This is a genomic window from Pseudoalteromonas sp. ABV4_021 (assembly GCF_056159365.1).
This window is the reverse complement of the sequence record NZ_JBSWVB010000001.1, coordinates 106,742-124,807: the sequence shown is the minus strand read 5'-3', so window position 1 is coordinate 124,807 and position 18,066 is coordinate 106,742. Positions and strand designations below refer to the sequence as shown.

25 protein-coding genes are annotated in these 18,066 nt (G+C 42.0%); 4 read left to right on the top strand and 21 right to left on the bottom strand.

Annotated elements, in window-relative coordinates; all coding sequences use genetic code 11:
* Positions 1–69: 69 nt before the first annotated feature.
* Positions 70–1,869 (top strand): M1 family metallopeptidase, encoded by a 1,800-nt coding sequence (locus ACXAFE_RS00575; RefSeq protein WP_475153579.1) that lies wholly within the window; start codon positions 70–72, stop codon positions 1,867–1,869.
* Between the two features lie 30 nt (positions 1,870–1,899).
* Here the strand turns inward: ACXAFE_RS00575 and ACXAFE_RS00570 are convergent, their stop codons facing one another.
* On the bottom strand, positions 1,900–2,535 hold the full coding sequence (locus ACXAFE_RS00570) for a DUF2057 family protein (protein ID WP_475147033.1): 636 nt from the start codon (positions 2,533–2,535) through the stop codon (positions 1,900–1,902).
* A gap of 83 nt (positions 2,536–2,618) precedes the next feature.
* Between ACXAFE_RS00570 and ACXAFE_RS00565 the strand changes: the two genes are divergently transcribed.
* Positions 2,619–2,984: a histidine triad nucleotide-binding protein gene (locus ACXAFE_RS00565; protein ID WP_475147029.1), complete on the top strand. Its 366-nt coding sequence runs from the start codon at positions 2,619–2,621 to the stop codon at positions 2,982–2,984.
* 102 nt (positions 2,985–3,086) lie between these two features.
* Positions 3,087–3,743, top strand: a complete 657-nt coding sequence (locus ACXAFE_RS00560) for a helix-turn-helix transcriptional regulator (RefSeq protein ID WP_010562284.1) — start codon at positions 3,087–3,089, stop codon at positions 3,741–3,743.
* 60 nt (positions 3,744–3,803) lie between these two features.
* Here the strand turns inward: ACXAFE_RS00560 and ACXAFE_RS00555 are convergent, their stop codons facing one another.
* From ACXAFE_RS00555 to ACXAFE_RS00460, 20 genes are all read right to left on the bottom strand, one after another.
* Positions 3,804–4,409 carry a hypothetical protein gene (locus ACXAFE_RS00555; protein WP_475147019.1) on the bottom strand — a complete coding sequence of 202 codons (606 nt, stop codon included), beginning with the start codon at positions 4,407–4,409 and terminating at the stop codon, positions 3,804–3,806.
* A 219-nt stretch (positions 4,410–4,628) separates the two neighbouring features.
* A complete protein-coding gene (rplQ, locus tag ACXAFE_RS00550; protein WP_010562282.1) occupies positions 4,629–5,027 on the bottom strand; it encodes a 50S ribosomal protein L17 in 399 nt (132 codons plus the stop codon).
* Positions 5,028–5,059: 32 nt separating this feature from the next.
* Positions 5,060–6,046 carry a DNA-directed RNA polymerase subunit alpha gene (locus ACXAFE_RS00545; protein ID WP_010562281.1) on the bottom strand — a complete coding sequence of 329 codons (987 nt, stop codon included), beginning with the start codon at positions 6,044–6,046 and terminating at the stop codon, positions 5,060–5,062.
* Positions 6,047–6,071: 25 nt separating this feature from the next.
* Entirely contained in the window at positions 6,072–6,692 is a 621-nt protein-coding gene (gene rpsD / locus ACXAFE_RS00540) for a 30S ribosomal protein S4 (protein WP_010562280.1), read from the bottom strand.
* A 21-nt stretch (positions 6,693–6,713) separates the two neighbouring features.
* Positions 6,714–7,100, bottom strand: a complete 387-nt coding sequence (gene rpsK, locus ACXAFE_RS00535) for a 30S ribosomal protein S11 (protein ID WP_010562279.1) — start codon at positions 7,098–7,100, stop codon at positions 6,714–6,716.
* A gap of 13 nt (positions 7,101–7,113) precedes the next feature.
* Positions 7,114–7,470, bottom strand: a complete 357-nt coding sequence (gene rpsM / locus ACXAFE_RS00530) for a 30S ribosomal protein S13 (protein WP_054981001.1) — start codon at positions 7,468–7,470, stop codon at positions 7,114–7,116.
* Between the two features lie 124 nt (positions 7,471–7,594).
* Positions 7,595–7,708 (bottom strand): 50S ribosomal protein L36, encoded by a 114-nt coding sequence (gene rpmJ / locus ACXAFE_RS00525; protein ID WP_010562277.1) that lies wholly within the window; start codon positions 7,706–7,708, stop codon positions 7,595–7,597.
* Positions 7,709–7,731: 23 nt separating this feature from the next.
* Positions 7,732–9,060: a preprotein translocase subunit SecY gene (secY, locus tag ACXAFE_RS00520; RefSeq protein ID WP_010562276.1), complete on the bottom strand. Its 1,329-nt coding sequence runs from the start codon at positions 9,058–9,060 to the stop codon at positions 7,732–7,734.
* 12 nt (positions 9,061–9,072) lie between these two features.
* On the bottom strand, positions 9,073–9,507 hold the full coding sequence (gene rplO, locus ACXAFE_RS00515) for a 50S ribosomal protein L15 (RefSeq protein WP_010562275.1): 435 nt from the start codon (positions 9,505–9,507) through the stop codon (positions 9,073–9,075).
* Between the two features lie 4 nt (positions 9,508–9,511).
* Entirely contained in the window at positions 9,512–9,691 is a 180-nt protein-coding gene (gene rpmD, locus ACXAFE_RS00510) for a 50S ribosomal protein L30 (RefSeq protein WP_010562274.1), read from the bottom strand.
* A gap of 6 nt (positions 9,692–9,697) precedes the next feature.
* Complete coding sequence (gene rpsE, locus ACXAFE_RS00505; protein ID WP_475146999.1) at positions 9,698–10,198, bottom strand: 30S ribosomal protein S5; 501 nt, start codon at positions 10,196–10,198, stop codon at positions 9,698–9,700.
* Between the two features lie 9 nt (positions 10,199–10,207).
* A complete protein-coding gene (rplR, locus tag ACXAFE_RS00500) occupies positions 10,208–10,558 on the bottom strand; it encodes a 50S ribosomal protein L18 (RefSeq protein ID WP_010562272.1) in 351 nt (116 codons plus the stop codon).
* Positions 10,559–10,567: 9 nt separating this feature from the next.
* Positions 10,568–11,101 carry a 50S ribosomal protein L6 gene (rplF, locus tag ACXAFE_RS00495; protein ID WP_237131314.1) on the bottom strand — a complete coding sequence of 178 codons (534 nt, stop codon included), beginning with the start codon at positions 11,099–11,101 and terminating at the stop codon, positions 10,568–10,570.
* Positions 11,102–11,114: 13 nt separating this feature from the next.
* Positions 11,115–11,507 (bottom strand): 30S ribosomal protein S8, encoded by a 393-nt coding sequence (gene rpsH / locus ACXAFE_RS00490; protein ID WP_054980991.1) that lies wholly within the window; start codon positions 11,505–11,507, stop codon positions 11,115–11,117.
* A gap of 21 nt (positions 11,508–11,528) precedes the next feature.
* A complete protein-coding gene (gene rpsN, locus ACXAFE_RS00485) occupies positions 11,529–11,834 on the bottom strand; it encodes a 30S ribosomal protein S14 (protein WP_010562269.1) in 306 nt (101 codons plus the stop codon).
* 10 nt (positions 11,835–11,844) lie between these two features.
* Positions 11,845–12,384 carry a 50S ribosomal protein L5 gene (rplE, locus tag ACXAFE_RS00480; protein ID WP_010562268.1) on the bottom strand — a complete coding sequence of 180 codons (540 nt, stop codon included), beginning with the start codon at positions 12,382–12,384 and terminating at the stop codon, positions 11,845–11,847.
* A gap of 15 nt (positions 12,385–12,399) precedes the next feature.
* Positions 12,400–12,714, bottom strand: coding sequence for a 50S ribosomal protein L24 (gene rplX / locus ACXAFE_RS00475; RefSeq protein WP_010562267.1), 315 nt, complete (start codon positions 12,712–12,714; stop codon positions 12,400–12,402).
* A gap of 10 nt (positions 12,715–12,724) precedes the next feature.
* Positions 12,725–13,093, bottom strand: a complete 369-nt coding sequence (rplN, locus tag ACXAFE_RS00470; RefSeq protein WP_010562266.1) for a 50S ribosomal protein L14 — start codon at positions 13,091–13,093, stop codon at positions 12,725–12,727.
* A gap of 385 nt (positions 13,094–13,478) precedes the next feature.
* A complete protein-coding gene (locus ACXAFE_RS00465) occupies positions 13,479–15,422 on the bottom strand; it encodes an AsmA family protein (protein WP_475146988.1) in 1,944 nt (647 codons plus the stop codon).
* Between the two features lie 59 nt (positions 15,423–15,481).
* The gene (locus tag ACXAFE_RS00460) at positions 15,482–16,903 is read right to left on the bottom strand and encodes an aminotransferase-like domain-containing protein (protein ID WP_475146985.1); all 1,422 of its coding nucleotides are present in this window, start codon (positions 16,901–16,903) and stop codon (positions 15,482–15,484) included.
* A gap of 87 nt (positions 16,904–16,990) precedes the next feature.
* Between ACXAFE_RS00460 and ACXAFE_RS00455 the strand changes: the two genes are divergently transcribed.
* On the top strand, positions 16,991–18,028 hold the full coding sequence (locus ACXAFE_RS00455) for a GNAT family N-acetyltransferase (protein ID WP_475146981.1): 1,038 nt from the start codon (positions 16,991–16,993) through the stop codon (positions 18,026–18,028).
* The last annotated feature ends 38 nt before the right edge of the window (positions 18,029–18,066 follow it).

The following is an 18,066-nucleotide window of genomic DNA, read 5'->3' as shown; positions in this document are numbered from 1 at the left end:
ACGCCAATTGTATACAACCCGTTTTAGGAAAAGCACATGAAGCTAACCACTATTGCTAGCTTAGTAGCAATGACATTATCTGGCACCTCTCACGCCGCATATGACGAGCATACATTTGGTAATTTAAACGATGTTCTTTCTACACACATTCATTTAGACCTTGAAATCGACTTTGATAATAAACAACTACAAGGCTTTGCAGAACATACGTTAGATTGGCAACAAAAGAATGCGAACCAGTTAGTGTTAGATACGCGCGATTTAGAAATTGATAAAGTGCTATACAAAGACAATGCTGGCAAATGGCGTCAAGCAAGTTGGCAGCTGGCGAAGGATGATGGCGTTAGAGGCTCAAAGCTGACTATTAACTTTGCTAATCAAGCCGAGAAAGTACGCGTTTACTACAACAGCTTGCCACAAGCGTCTGGCTTACAGTGGTTAACACCTGAGCAAACCGCAACTAAAACACAGCCATTTATGTACAGCCAATCACAAGCAATTCATGCGCGTAGTTGGATCCCGGTACAAGATACACCTGCGATGCGTGTAACATACACTGCACGCATTCAAACGCCAAAAGATGTTCGTGCGGTAATGAGTGCTGATAACACCGACGCATTTATTAAAGACGGTGATTATCAGTTCACCATGCCACAAGCCATTCCTCCTTACTTAATTGCGATTGGCGCAGGTAATTTAGAATACAAAGAAATGTCGCATCAAACCGCGATTTTTGCAGAGCCAACAATTCTTGATGCATCGGTTGCTGAGTTTAATGATACGCAAACCATGATTGAGAAAACCAATGCTATCTACGGTGAATATGCATGGGGTCGTTACGACTTATTAATGTTGCCGCCAAGCTTCCCATTTGGTGGTATGGAAAATCCACGTCTTTCATTTATTACCCCAACCGTTGTTGCTGGTGATAAAAGTCTTGTAAACCTGATTGCGCATGAACTTGCTCACTCATGGTCGGGTAACCTTGTTACAAATGCTACTTGGGAAGATCTATGGCTGAATGAAGGTTTCACTTCATACGTAGAAAACCGCATTATGGAAGAAGTGTTTGGTCGTGACCGCGCAGTGATGGAACAGGCACTCGATACCGCTGCTCTGAAAGGCCAAATGCCGAACTTAGACCAAGGTGATACGCGATTAAACCTAAAATTAAATGGCCGCGATCCGGATGATGCGTTCAGCAAAGTACCTTACATTAAAGGTATGCTATTTTTGATTTACCTAGAAGAAAAATTTGGCCGCAATCGTTTTGACGAGTTTGTGCGTTCATACTTTAACGAATATTCATTTAAATCGCTTACCACAGCTGAATTTGAGAAGTATCTCGCTGAAAACCTACTAAACAAATACCCTGGTATTGTATCAGTAGAAAAAGCAAAAGAATGGATCCACCAACCAGGTTTACCTGCTGATGCACCCAATCCAACATCAAATGCCTTTATCAACGTAGATGCTGCATCAAAAGTATGGCTAGAGAATGGTGACGTACAAGCGTTGCCGACAAACAATTGGACCGTGCATGAATGGCTTCACTTTATCAATAATCTACCACGTGATTTATCAATTGATAAAATGACCCAACTAGATAAAGCCTATGACTTAACACATTCGACTAACGACGAATTAAGCTTTGCTTGGTATATGCTTGCCGTTGGCAATGGTTATCAACCAATCTATGGGCCACTGGAAGAACACCTTGTTGGTATTGGCCGTCGTAAGTTAATCGTCCCGCTATATAAAGCGCTTATTGCCAACGGCAAAAAAGAGTGGGCACTTGCGGTTTACCAAAAAGCAAAGCCTGGTTATCACCCGCTTGCTCAGGGTACTGTAGAAAACTTATTTAAATAACTTTTCTTCCTTACTATCAAAAGGCAGCGCTTAGCTGCCTTTTTTATTTGCTAAAAATGCTGCTTTTTCTTGCTCGCTGGCTTGCGACCACCAAAACTCAAGCATACTTAGCGCACTAGGCTGTTGGCTAACTGGTGCGTTAGGTGATTTTTCAGCAACAACTTGAATTTTAGATGATGACTTTGGTGCATTGCTATTAGATGGCTCGCTTGCAGTTGTAGCAGACAAATGTACCTTATTTTTCTGCTCCGTAGAAAGTACTACTTGCGCTTTTACAGGTTCTAAACGCAATGCTTGGCTGTTAGTTCCCTGCTCTTTGAAGGTTGCAAACGGGCTTTTTATATACTGCTTTGCACCATCAATATCATCAGCACGTGGCATTGAAAGCTGATAAGTTGCGTCGCTGTTTTCAATATTGATCACAAGCCAAAACGGCTCTGACTCAATAACTTCATGCTCATCATAATCAATTTCGTAAAGGTCTTTGTACTTTACTCTGATTTTATGCTGGCCTTGTGACACTGTTACTTCATCAACACTTGAAAAGAGTGAATGCTCTACTTTATTCTCATTCACTTGAAGCGGGATTAACTCTTCTGAAAATTTTACCGTTGCGGCATACGCTAAACTTGGTAATAACAAACTGAGTGCTAATAGATTTTTCATACTCGTTTCAATAAACCCTTGCAGATATATTCCATCAATCTAAACTGGCATAATTCGAACAGAATTACTACTAGGATGTTGGTATGAGTCAAGAAACCCTTTTCACCAAAATTATTAATCGCGAAATTCCAGCCGATATTGTCTATGAAGATGAGCTAAGTCTTGCATTTAAGGACATAAACCCACAAGCACCTTTCCACGTACTTATTATTCCAAAAAAGCCAATCGCTACAATTAACGACATTGCATTAGACGATCGAGAGCTTGTAGGCCACCTGTATTTCGTTGCTAAACAGCTAGCAACAGAGCATGGCTTTAGTGATGAAGGCTACCGTGTGGTTATGAACTGTAACGAAAATGCAGGGCAAACCGTTTTTCATATTCACCTACACATGCTTGCAGGCAAAATGCTGGGTTGGCCACCGTATACTGACAACGCAAAGACCTAGATAAAAGTATTAATTAGCTTAAAAAAACAATACAAAAGTCTAAACATTATGTTAAGCTTCTGCTATTAATTTAAGTAGAAGCTTTATTTTTTGAGTTAAACAATGAATAACACAGCGTTTATCATTTTGAACACTAATCCTACGAATAATTCTGGATTGGAAGTTTTAAAACCATTACTAACCACCCAAGGTCTAAACGTTCTTCACGGGTTTGATGGTAAAGATGTACCAAGCAACACACGCTTATTATTTATCGAATCTAACGGTGATAATGTTTGGCAACGTTTACAAACACATATTTCTGAACTGAACACTGACTGTGACATTATTTTGTTTAACATCAGCGACAATACTGAGCTTGCTAATCGCGCTCTATTATCAGGTATTCGTGGTGTATTCTATGAAACAGATAATGCTGATGTATTAATGAAAGGCATTCGCTTACTACTTGATAATCAATTATGGTTCCGTCGTGATGTAATGTGTAGCGCATTGAACCGCTTATTACAGTTTAATAAAGAAGCGATTAATCAGATCACTGACGCTGAATTAGAGCCTGTGAAATTAACAAAGCGTGAGCGAGCTATCATTAGCTTAATGAGTAAAGGTGCTAAGAATAAAGAAATCGCCGACGAGCTAAATATCAGCCCGCACACGGTAAAAACACACTTATACAGTGCGTTTAGAAAAACCAACTGTCGTAACCGCATCGAGCTACTTTCATGGGCGCAATATAATATGCCTAATGAGTTGCGATAATACTCATTAAAGATTACATAAAAACGCCAAGCAAATGCTTGGCGTTTTTTATGTTTTTCACTAAAACATGTAGTGGTAGTAAACACCTAGGTGTTTAGCATCTACTGTGTAATCTTGTATAACGTTAAAGTTACCTACTTTTTCAAGCGTGTATTCTTGCGATACAATGCGGAACTCGAATTCACTGTTTGTATTTGCTAACGCATACTTACCCGATAACACCACACCCGTTGCAGACTCGAAAGTCGCATCTTCAGTAAAGTCACTATCAAACTCAACATTTGAATGTAACGTAAGGCCCAAACCAAGCGATACCGATTCATTTAAACGGTAGTAAGGAATTGCTTCAAATACAACACGTGAGAATGTCATATCGCCGTTAGAAGCGCTTGCTGAATCAGCATGATAGCCAAGGTTTACCTGCACATCGACTTGCTGCCAAACATTAGCTGATAATGAAGCACCAACGGTGTACAAACCACCTGCTTTAACACGTTCTGTTGAATCATCTTCGTAGTAAAGCTTACCTACTTCATCACCACCATAGGTAAGACCTGCGTACAAACCAAACTTAATTGGACTTGGAGAAGGCTGCTCAGCTTCTTCGGCTGCATTAGTAAATTGAGATAATCCGGCTAAGGTAAGGAATAGAATAGTTTTTTTCATCATAATCCATTGAAACATTGCGAAGAGGCGCGGATTATACGGATGCGGAATTAGTTTCTCAAGCTCTAAACAACTAAATTGGAGTAGTTAGCTTTGCTTGCCTGATTGTGTGAAAGTGCTAACACAGCATACATAGCGGTAACGCAATAGAGAGTTGAATTGTTAAATTATAGACGTAAAAAAGCCGAGCAATTGCTCGGCTTTTTAATTCTTTAAATCTTACTCTGCAGACTGCGCGTCTTCTTGAACTTCTTCAGTCGCTGGGCGATCTAGTAGTTCAATGTAAGCCATTGGCGCGTTGTCACCTGCACGGAAGCCACACTTAAGAATACGAGTGTAACCACCTGGACGATCCGCGAAACGAGGACCAATCTCAGTGAACAATTTACCAACTACTTCTTTATCACGCGTGCGAGCAAACGCTAAACGACGGTTTGCAACGCTATCAGTCTTAGCCAGTGTGATTAAAGGTTCAATTACACGACGTAACTCTTTCGCTTTTGGCACAGTAGTTTTGATGATTTCGTGCTTCACCAAAGAACTTGCCATGTTGCTGAACATCGCTTTACGATGACTGCTGTTACGGTTTAATTGACGACCACTCTTACGATGGCGCATGACCCTATCCTTCTAACTAAACTTATCGTTGATTATTCAGCTAAGCTTGCTGGCGGCCAGTTTTCTAGGCGCATACCTAGAGATAGACCACGTGATGCAAGCACGTCTTTAATTTCTGTAAGTGACTTCTTACCAAGGTTTGGTGTTTTAAGAAGCTCAACTTCAGTACGCTGAACAAGATCACCGATATATTGAATTTGCTCGGCTTTCAGACAGTTCGCAGAACGTACAGTAAGCTCTAAATCATCAACTGGACGAAGTAGAATCGGATCGAACTCCGGCTTCTCTTCCTTCTCTTCTGGCTCAGCCACATCACGTAAATCTACGAATGCGTCTAATTGCTCAGCTAGAATAGTAGATGCACGACGGATTGCCTCTTCAGGATCAATCGTACCATTTGTTTCCATATCGATAATAAGCTTATCTAAATCTGTACGTTGCTCAACACGTGCTGATTCAACCGAGTACGCAATACGCTCAACCGGGCTAAATGATGCATCTAGCAACAAACGACCGATTGGGCGCTCATCGTCTTCAGAGGAAATACGGCTCGACGCTGGAACGTAGCCACGGCCACGTTGAACGCGAATACGCATGCTGATTTCACTGCTATCAGTTGTCAGGTGACAAATCACGTGATCTGGGTTAGCAATTTCAACACTATCATCGTGTTGAATATCAGCAGCGGTTACAGGGCCAACGCCTGATTTAGTCAGCGTTAGAAATACTTCATCTTTCTCGTGTAAAGAAACTGCTAAACCTTTAAGGTTTAGTAGAATTTCGATGATGTCTTCTTGAACACCTTCCTTCGCACTGTATTCGTGTAGTACGCCGTCGATTTCAACTTCAGTCACTGCACAACCTGGCATTGATGAAAGTAAAATACGACGAAGTGCATTACCTAAAGTGTGACCAAAGCCACGCTCTAGCGGCTCTAAAATTACTTTAGAACGCGATGTACTTACAGCGTCGATATCGACTAATTTTGGCTTTAGGAATTCGGTAACAGAACCCTGCATGTGTATCCTCTCTTATCTTTTAACTTTACTTCGAGTAAAGTTCGACGATTAGCTGTTCATTAATTTCTGCAGACAGATCAGAACGCTCAGGTAAACGCTTAAATGTACCTTCTAGCTTCTTAGTGTCTACTTCAACCCAAGTTGGCTTCTCGCGTTGCTCAGCTAGTTCTACAGCTGCAGTAATACGAGCTTGCTTCTTAGCCTTCTCACGGATTTCAACTACATCTTCAGCTGAAACTGTGAATGAAGGAATGTTTACAACTTGACCATTAACAACGATTGCTTTGTGGCTTACTAGCTGACGAGCTTCAGCACGTGTGCTAGCGAAACCCATGCGGTAAACTACATTGTCTAAACGTTGTTCTAGAAGCTGAAGTAGGTTTTCACCTGTGTTGCCTTTAAGACGAGCAGCTTCTTTATAGTAGTTACGGAATTGCTTTTCTAGTACACCGTAGATACGACGAACTTTTTGCTTTTCACGTAATTGTAAACCGTAGTCAGATAGGCGACCTTTACGAGCGCCGTGTTGACCTGGTGCTGTTTCAAGCTTACATTTAGAGTCGATTGCTCTAACGCCGCTCTTAAGGAACAGGTCAGTACCTTCACGACGACTTAGCTTGAGCTTAGGGCCCAAATATCTTGCCATGTTATTTCTCCTAACCTATTGTTATACGCGACGTTTCTTCGGTGGACGACAACCATTGTGTGGAATTGGCGTCACGTCAGTAATGTTTGTAATACGGTAACCTAGTGCATTTAATGCACGAACTGAAGATTCACGACCTGGACCTGGGCCCTTGATGAATACTTCTAGGTTCTTTAAACCATATTCCTGAGCAGCAGTACCTGCACGCTCAGCAGCAACCTGTGCAGCGAATGGCGTAGATTTACGTGAACCACGGAAACCTGAACCACCTGCAGTTGCCCAAGATAACGCATTACCTTGACGGTCTGTAATAGTAACAATAGTGTTGTTGAAAGAAGCATGAACATGAGCCATACCATCAGCAACTTGCTTTTTAACCTTCTTACGACGGATTGGTGCTTTAGCCATAACTTACCCCACCTTATTTCTTGATAGGCTTGCGAGGACCCTTACGAGTACGCGCGTTAGTCTTAGTACGCTGACCACGTAGTGGAAGCGAACGACGGTGACGTAGGCCACGGAAACAACCAAGGTCCATAAGACGCTTGATATTTAGAGTAACTTCACGACGAAGATCACCTTCAACAGTGTACTTACCAACTTCTTCACGTAATTGGTCAAGAACTTCATCATTTAGTTCACCGATTTTTGTGGTCTCGGCGATACCAGTCGCTGCTAAGATAGCCTTAGAGCGAGTCTTACCTACACCATAGATGCTTGTTAAAGCGATAACAGCATGCTTATGGTCAGGAACGTTAATGCCTGCGATACGGGCCACTAACATATCTCCTATAAATGAATCTGATTATCATCCTGTTGGAAAGCCCGTATAGGATACCCAACCGATATCAGATTTCTACCAATGAAACAGGCCGAGCTTACGCTCAGCCTGCATGACTTAATTAGCCTTGCCTTTGCTTATGCTTAGGGTCGCTGCAAATTACACGTACAACACCTGCACGCTTAATAACTTTACAGCTACGGCAAATTTTCTTAACGGAAGCACGTACTTTCATAACTTAACTCCGTAGTCAAAGCCTTATCGGCCATAGCCTTTAAGGTTTGCTTTTTTCAGCACAGACTCATACTGATGAGACATCAGATGCGTTTGTACTTGTGCCATAAAGTCCATGATAACAACAACGATAATCAAAATTGATGTACCGCCGAAATAGAATGGCGTTTGCCATGCCATTGTCATGAACTCGGGCACTAGACAAATAAAGGTAATGTACAAAGCGCCAGCTAAAGTTAGGCGTGTCATTACTTTATCAATGTATTTAGATGTCTGCTCACCTGGGCGAATGCCTGGGATAAATGCCCCTGATTTTTTCAGGTTGTCTGCTGTTTCACGCGGGTTAAATACCAACGCAGTGTAAAAGAAGCAGAAAAAGATGATTGCAGCTGCTAACACCATCGCATATAGCGGCTGTCCAGGAGACAATGCTAAAGAGATAGTTTGTAATGTATCAGCAACCGGGCCTTCACCTTGACCGAACCAGCTCGCAATTGTACCAGGGAACAGAATAATACTACTAGCAAAGATTGGTGGAATAACCCCTGCCATATTAACTTTCAATGGTAAGTGTGAACTTTGCGCTGCAAATACCTGACGGCCTTGCTGACGTTTAGCGTAGTTAACAACGATGCGACGTTGTCCACGCTCAAAGAACACTACCAAATAAGTTACAGCAAAAACAATTACCGCAATCAATAGTAGTACTAACGGTTGTAAATCACCTTGGCGCGCCATTTCGGCAGTCGAACCAATAGCAGACGGCAAGTTAGCTACAATACCCACAAAAATTAGAACTGAGATACCGTTACCGATACCGCGCTCTGTAATTTGCTCACCCAACCACATTAGGAACATTGTACCAGTTACCAAGCTCACTACAGCAGTGAAATAAAACGCTAGACCAGGGTTAACCACTAGGCCTGACATCATATTTGGTAAACTAGTTGCAATACCAATAGATTGGAATGTAGCTAGCACGAGCGTTGCATAACGAGTGTGTTGGCTGATCTTCTTACGACCTTGCTCACCTTCTTTCTTCAATTCCATGTAAGTTGGATGCATATGTGTCATCAACTGCATGATAATTGAAGCGGTGATGTAAGGCATAATACCTAACGCCAACACCGATGCACGCTCAAGTGCACCACCACTGAACATGTTGAACATCTCAACAATGGTGCCCTTTTGTTGCTCGAAGAACTGGGCCAATACTGCGGCGTCAATACCAGGGATCGGCACGAACGAGCCTAAACGGTAAATAATGATAGCACCCAATACAAATAGTAATCGGCGCTTCAGCTCCGCTAAGCCGCTTTGTGCACTTTGCATATCTAGACCTGGTTTAGCCATAGTACTTCCTTATTATTCTTCTATCTTGCCTCCGGCAGCTTCAATCGCTTCACGAGCACCTTTAGTCACTTTAAGACCTTTAACGGTAACCGCGCGAGAAACTTCGCCAGATTTAACTACTTTAACGAACTGAATGTTCTTTTTAACAATACCAGCTGCTTGTAGTGTGCTTAGTTCTACCACATCGCCTTCAACTTTAGCGATTTCGAACAGATTTACTTCTGCAGATACTAGTGATTTGCGTGAAGTGAAACCGAACTTAGGTAGACGACGTTGCATAGGCATTTGACCGCCTTCAAAACCAACGCGTACTTTACCGCCTGAGCGAGATTTTTGACCTTTGTGACCACGACCACCAGTCTTACCAAGACCAGAACCGATACCACGACCAACACGCTTACCAGGCTTCTTTGCACCTACTGCTGGAGAAAGTGTATTCAATTGCATCGAATTAACCCTCAACCTTAACCATGTAAGACACTTGGTTGATCATACCACGTACACAAGGAGTATCTTCTAACTCCACTGTGTGGTTGATACGACGTAAACCAAGACCACGTAAAGTTGCTTTATGCTTCGGTAAACGACCGATAGAGCTCTTTACTTGAGTTACTTTTACTGTATTTGCCATCGTGTCTTACCCCAGGATGTTATCAACGCTTAAACCACGTTTAGCAGCAACTGACTCAGGCGACTTCATGTTGTCTAGAGCTTTAATTGTTGCGCGTACAACGTTGATTGGGTTAGTAGAACCATATGCTTTAGAAAGTACGTTATGTACACCTACAACTTCTAGTACTGCACGCATCGCACCACCGGCGATGATACCTGTACCTTCAGCAGCTGGCTGCATATATACTTTAGAACCAGCGTGACGACCCTTAACTGGGTGCTGTAACGTGTTTCCGTTTAATTCTACGTTTACCATGTTACGACGTGCTTTTTCCATTGCTTTTTGAATAGCAGCAGGAACTTCACGTGCTTTACCGTAACCAAAACCTACTTTACCTGCGCCGTCACCAACAACTGTTAGTGCAGTGAAGCTAAAGATACGACCACCTTTAACTACTTTTGACACGCGGTTTACTGCAACTAGCTTTTCAGCTAATTCAGGTTGCTTTACTTCTACGTTAGCCATTCTCTGCTCCTAGAATTGTAAACCGGCTTCACGCGCTGCATCAGCAAGCGCCTTAACACGGCCGTGATATTTAAAACCACTGCGATCAAAAGATAATTTAGCGATACCTTTCTCAACTGCACGTTCAGCAACTGCTTTACCAACTGCTTGCGCAGCTGCAACATTGCTAGTGCCTTCGATTGAACCACTAATCGCTTTTTCTACAGTAGAAGCAGCAGCTACCACAACACCCTCAGGATTTACAACTTGCGCGTAAATATGACGTGGAGTGCGGTGGATAACTAGGCGGGTTGCGCCTTGTTCAATAAAGTTTCTACGAGTGCGTTTCGCACGACGTAGACGAGCTGTTTTCTTATCCATCGTTCTACCTTACTTCTTCTTGGCTTCTTTGCGACGCACGTGTTCATCAGCATAACGTACACCTTTACCTTTATACGGCTCTGGCTCACGGTATGCGCGAATGTTAGCAGCAACTTGGCCAACTAACTGCTTATCTGCGCCTTTAACCACAATTTCAGTTTGGCTAGGTGTTTCAACAGTGATACCTTCTGGAACTGGGAAGTTCACAGGGTGTGAGAAACCAAGAGTTAGGTCTAATACTTTACCCTTAGCTGCTGCACGGTAACCAACACCAACTAGCTGAAGTTTTTTCTCGTAACCTTCGCCTGCACCAACAACCATGTTGTTGATTAGTGCACGAGCAGTACCTGCTTGTGCCCAGCCGTCAGCAAAACCTTCACGAGGAAGAGTTTTGATTACGTTTTCTTCAAGCGTTACTTCAACAGCTGCGTTGATAGTGCGAGTTAACTCACCGCTTTTACCTTTAACTTTGATATCCTGACCAGCTAGTGTAACTTCTACACCGGCAGGAACATTGATAGGTGCCTTTGCTACGCGAGACATAGTTCCCCTCCGATTAAGCTACAAAGCCGATGATTTCACCACCGATACCAGCACCACGTGCAGCACGGTCAGTCATCAAGCCTTTAGAAGTTGAAACGATAGCAATGCCTAAACCGCCCATTACCTTTGGTAAGTCGCCACGTTTCTTGTAGATACGTAGACCAGGACGGCTAACGCGCTGTAGAGACTCGATTACAGCTTTGCCTTCGAAATATTTTAATTCTACAGAAAGCTCAGGTTTAACGTCGCCAGCTACTGCGTAGTCTGTGATGTAACCTTCTTCTTTAAGTAGTTTTGCAACGGCAATTTTTAGCTTTGAAGAAGGCATAGATACTGAAACCTTCTTAGCCTGTTGGCCGTTACGAACACGTGTAAACATATCCGCGATTGGATCTTGCAAGCTCATTGTCTTACTCCCGTGATTCTATTACCAAGAAGCCTTTTTAAGGCCAGGAACTTCACCGCGCATAGCAGCTTCGCGTAATTTGATACGGCTTAAGCCGAACTTACGAAGGTAACCATGTGGGCGGCCCGTGATGTTACAACGATTACGTTGACGTGCAGGGCTTGAATCACGCGGAAGGCTTTGAAGCTTTAATACCGCGTCCCAACGATCATCTTCAGACGCGTTTACGTCAGAGATGATTGCTTTTAGTGCTGCGCGCTTTTCAGCGTACTGAGCAACTAGTTTAGTGCGCTTTGCTTCGCGCGCTTTCATTGAATTCTTTGCCATAACCCTACCCTTATTTCTTGAATGGGAAGTTAAACGCTGTTAACAACGCACGGCCTTCCTCATCACTTTTCGCAGAAGTAGTGATTGTGATATCCATACCGCGAACGCGGTCTACTTTATCATAATCGATTTCTGGGAAGATGATTTGCTCACGTACGCCCATAGAATAGTTACCGCGACCGTCAAAAGACTTTGCGCTAACACCGCGGAAGTCACGAATACGTGGCATCGCAATAGAGACTAAACGCTCTAGGAAATCCCACATACGCTCACCGCGTAGGGTTACTTTACAACCGATCGGATAGCCTTCACGAATCTTAAAGCCAGCAACTGATTTGCGTGCTTTAGTGATAAGTGGCTTCTGACCAGAGATAGCTTCTAGGTCGCTTACTGCGTTCTCTAGAATCTTTTTGTCCGCTAGGGCTTCGCCCACACCCATATTAAGGGTGATTTTCTCAATTCGAGGGACTTGCATGACAGAGCTGTAGTTGAACTCTTTTACTAGTTCAGCTACTACTTTGTCTTTATATACTTCATGCAGTTTCGCCATCGTATACTCCGACTATTAGATAGTTTTACCGGTAGATTTGAAGATACGTACTTTCTTACCATCTTCAATCTTGAAACCTACACGATCCGCTTTACCAGTTTCCTGGTTAAAGATCGCTACGTTTGATACGTCTACTGACGCTTCTTTCTCAACAATACCGCCTGGCTGGTTCAACTGAGGAACTGGCTTCTGGTGCTTCTTGATTAAGTTAACGCCTTCAACAAATACTCGACTAGATTCAGTTACAACTGAAAGCACTTTGCCGCGCTTACCTTTGTCTTTACCTGCAAGTACGATTACTTCGTCATCACGACGGATTTTTGCTGCCATGATCGACTCCTTATAGTACTTCTGGGGCTAGTGAAACGATCTTCATGAACTTATCGTTACGAAGTTCACGAGTCACAGGGCCAAAGATACGAGTACCAATTGGCTGTAAGCTATCGTTTAAGATTACTGCCGCATTGCTATCGAAACGGATTAAAGAGCCGTCTGGACGACGAACGCCTTTTTTAGTACGCACAACTACTGCGTTTTTAACATCACCTTTCTTCACTTTACCGCGAGGAATAGCTTCTTTAACAGAAACTTTGATGATATCGCCAATCGCTGCGTAGCGACGGTGCGAACCGCCAAGGACTTTAATACACTGCACTTTGCGAGCGCCGCTGTTATCAGCAACGTCCAGCTGAGTTTGCATTTGGATCATTTTATATGCTCCGGTGTAGTTAAAAATTGCCGCAAATTCATACAAATTCACGACCTAAACGTTTATTTGTTCACCATTAAGCGTGTCATCGACAGCTCAAGGGCGGGCAATTGTACCAGCAAACACTAATAAGTGGTAGGTTATTTTTTAATTAATTTAGTCGTTAAACTAATGATAAAAAAAGCCTTGCAATAACAAGGAGTTCAAAAAACGTACAGTATAATTTGTATTTACTGAGAACGATTAATGGAGGTATGTGAAGGCAATTTCAAGCGCTTGCGGGAATGCATAATAAACATTTTACAAACCCGCTAATCAAAGCATGCTAGAGATAATCTGTCTTTGTTAATAGTTTCAGTGGACCGAATGATTAAACAAAAAACGACTATTCCTTGTTAAATAAATCTTTTAGCTTGTCTTTGATCTTATCTTTCGCTTTGTCTTTTGCCGCTTCGCCAATATCAGGCTTTACTTGCACATCATGCAATGGGCCTTTTAAACGAATTGGAATTTTAAAGCCGGTGCTTTTATCTTGCGTTCCTTGTCCTTCAATTGAATCTACTATGCCGGTTACCAAACGATAGTTAATTTTTGTCTCCGGTAGATTAATATCACCATTACCGGTAACGCGAATCAATGGGCTTTTTAAGGTCAATTCATTTTGTTTGCTCACGCCTTCGCTAAACTGAAAGTTACCCGCAAGTTCTGAGAAATCTGTTTTTTCAGCGTTATCAAAGCCCTTTTCAAGCCCTTTTGCATCAAGACCGCCGCCTTTAATAAGTTGCTCTGCGCTGCGCACCATAGCGGCAATATTAGCGCCCTTAACTGCACCGTCATTAAAACCAAAACCAACGCTGCCATGCAGTGATTCAATAAACTGCTTCTGTGATTGCCCTTGGCTATTGAGCGCAATGGTTAATAACCCTTTGCCCATTAATTTATCAAAACCAACCGCATCAGTTAATAAAGGTTCTGCTTGAATACCATCAAATGAAAACGATGTGTTTAGTTTATAGGGTGCACGTTTGGCAGCTAATACGACTTGTCCCGTACCGTCGCCTTCGTACGCTTTAAACTTGTCTAAGCCTAGCTGTGCCGTGCCATTATTAAGTTTAAGCGACAACTTAGTTTCACCTAGTTTGATTTCTTTAAACTGAAAGCCCGTCGCCGCGATTTTGATATCCGCATTTACACTATTAAGCGCCGACAAATCAATTTCACTGTCATCCCATACAATAGGTTGCGGCTTGCTTGGTGTGTCGGTATTTTGCTCTGTGGATTCTTGGGGTACATCAATTGATTCAGGTAAGTAAGGATTCACATTCAACATACCTAAATCAACGTTAGCAATAACCTTAGGCACATTTGTTAACGCCACCTTTGCCGAGCCTTTAATTGCTAGATCATCTAAGCTGGCATCGAGTTTAGATAAATTAAATTCTTGTCCGGCAAAACGCATTTCTGACGCAATTGAAAATTTATTAAATGCATTTTCTTTCGCTGGAAGCGCTTGGTTTTGCCACTTAGCAAGCGCTTTAACCGAGTCGCCCGTCACATTTAATTTACCACTAAAATCAGTCATCTGTTTTGCAACTAGCCCATCAAAGGTAAGTGCAACCAAGCGAGAATCTAATTCGGTTTTTAACGTGAAATCTTGGCCTAACAATAGTTTTTCTGGAGTGTTAAGTGTTACATCTAAATCAAACTTCTCAGCCATGTAAGTAACGGCACCTTCCACTTTCAGGTCCTTTTTAAGCGAAGGTAATTGAATGGCTAAATCTAAGTCTGTTACTTTTTGCGATGTATTATTTTGATGATCGATAAAAGTAAAGCTACCGCCATAAATCGCGACTTCGCCTAATTGAATATCAACGCCCTCAGGTAAACTCTTTGCTTTACCTTGCTGTTCTGTTGCCTTGGTTTGTTCTGTCGCACCCGACGCATTAACTAGCTGCCAGTTAACTTCGCCATTAGACATTTTCTCAAGCAGTATTTCTGGGTTTTTAATGACAAATTTTTCAAGTTTAATATCACCAGATAAAACTGACAGGTAAGGAATGTGAATTGCAAGCTGCTCCATAGCTGCCATATTCGGCTTTGAACCCTGCTCAAAGTTAGCAAATATCACATCATTAAGTTCCAGTTTTAGCGCAGGGAATACAGACAGGCTTTTATCGCCTTTAATCTCGAGCGTGCGCCCTGTTGTTTGCTCAACCGATTGCGTAACTTGCTTGAAAATAAAATCGACCGGAATAATAAATGGCAAAGCCACAATTAACGCGATTAAACCAAGTAGTAGAAATCCAATAACTTTTACGAGAGTTTTCATTGTGTGTCCCTTAAATCACATCTAACGCTACTATAGCTAACGCGCATTAAAGTTAAAACCTAACTCTCTAAAAATCGCAAGGTTTCTTGAACCAATGTATTAAGCCCTTTAACCATTCTTGGCTGCCATGGCAAGGCAAAGGTAATGCGAAAATAATTATCAAATTCTGCATTTGTTAAAAACATTTTGCCGGGCGCAATCGCCACATTGTGTTTTATTAATCGTTTAAAGAGCGTTTCTGAACTTTTGCTATGAGGTAGCTTTAACCATAAACAAGGGCCCCCGGAAATTGTTGGTATATCTAAGTAACTCACTAGTGGCTGCAAAATAAACAAGGTTTCAGTGTACTGCTGCCACATTGCTTTTCTTAATCGCGTTAGTAATTTTCGGTATTCTAATGAGCTAATCATCTCGTTTAGCATCGTTTGGCTTGCCATATCAGGCTTTTCTACTGTGATGTGTTTTGTAAAAAGACATAATTCAATACATTGATGGCAAACCATATAACCAAGCGAGAAACTAAAGCTTATCGTATCTGAGAAATCGCCAATGCTTATTGCTGGTGTTTTATCTCGCGGTGTTAAAAAATGCATGATCGATTTAGGCCGCAATCCAGAAAAATAAAGCTCCCCACGATCATATTCAATTAACACAACATCACGTGCTTGCGCCCATGCAACCAATGCCTTTTTGTCTTGGTCATGCAACAAGCGCCCGGTTGGGTCATTAAAATTTGGATTAAACACATATGCACTGAAAGGCTCGGCTTGATACACCTTATCGAGTAAAGCTATTTCATCGGCGTAATTGGCTTGCATTGGAATAGCGACAGTGTCGATTTGTAATTGCGCCATATTAGCGTTTATGAAAAATGAGCATGGCGCTTCAATAGCAACCCGCTTTTGTAATAACCCTAAAGAGATCATAGCCAGGCTCAACGCATCGCTTCGCCCGTGCGTGATTAGGATATTTTCACTGGCATACGAAAAGTCATTGCAACTTAGGTGTTGCGCAAGCGTACTTCGTAAATTGGGCAAACCCGCTTCAAAATTATCTTGTTTTAAACGGTAAGGTCGTTGCGTTAATACTTTACGATGCAACTTATTGAGCAATGTTTCATTATCTAGCACGGTCGAAGGGCCAGTGCAGGACAGCGGCAAAATAGATTCATCATTAAACGAATACTGTACCGATTGCGCTAGTGGTAAAGCATGTAAGTCACGCTTATAAATTACATCACTGCCATAGCTATGCGCTTTAAATTTACTCTCGCCATTTACAAAATAGCCCGATTTAGGTTTTGCATGTATAAGTGCCACTTTTTCAAGCTCAGACAAAACCTTTGTAGCCGTGCTAATAGAAACATCGTGACGCTTGCTCAATGCCCTAACCGAAGGTAATTTATCGCCGGGTAGCAATTCGCCATGACTAATGAGCTGTTGATAGTAAGAAAATAACTGACGGTATTTAAACTCAGCCATCTGTACCCTAAAAATATTCTGCAACTGTATCTGTATTGCATTTTTGATCGGCATTAAAATTTTTACCAGTACAGATAAGGAGAAAATATGAATACACTTATTGAAACAACGCGTTTATTAATGCGCGAATTTACGCTTGAAGATTCCGAGCAAGTATTCAAATTCAGCAGTAATGAAGATGTTACCCGTTATACCGGAGACGCAGACATGGTAAATACTCTAAGCGATGCCGAAAATATTATTCGCAATATTTGGTTAAAAGAATATAACGAGGTTGGCTATGCGCGCTTTGCCTTGGTCCTTAAAGAAAACAACCAAGTTATTGGGTTTTGTGGCTTAAAATATGAACCTGAGTTAAATGCACCGGATATCGGCTACCGTATGCTGCCAGAATATTGGGGCAAAGGCTTGGGCATGGAAGCAAGTCGCGCTGCACTTGAATACGCATTTAACCAACTCGGCCTTTCTTATATTGTTGGTGAGGTAGATGTTGCTAATACCGCATCACATAAAATACTCACTAATCTTGGTCTTGTAGAGCAGAAACGATATGAAAAGTGGGGGCATCATTTAATTCACCTAAGTATTGATAACTTTCCTGAAATCACATCCGACAAGTTCACGTTAGTTGAACAAACACAGGCACAGGCTGAAGCTGTTTTCCATCTTTTTTCTAATTCAAAGGTGTGTGAGTTTTACGATCTTCCAACGATGAAAAGCCTAGCAGAAGCAAAAACACTTATTGAGCAAGATGAACTAATACGCAGACAAGGTAACGGGCATCGCTGGTTAATACAGTGCAACTCGCGTAAACAAATTGTTGGCAGTTGTGGATACAAATATGATTCTGCAATACGCACAGCGAAAATTAGCATCGAGATCCACCCTGATTTCTGGCAACAAGGTTTCGCATCCAATGCTATTACTACTATGACAAAATGGATGTTTACCCATATCGCCTCTTTAAATCGTATTGAAGCGGAAGTACTACCAGAAAACACGGCTTCGACAATGTTGTTTACCAAACTTGGTTTTCATTTGGATGGTGTGATGCGTGAAAAAGGTGTTTGGAAAAATAAAACCCATGACCTTCAAGTTTTTAGTTTACTCAGGCGCGAAATTTAAGAAGTCAATATTGCATCAAAATTAGATCTCAGTATGAT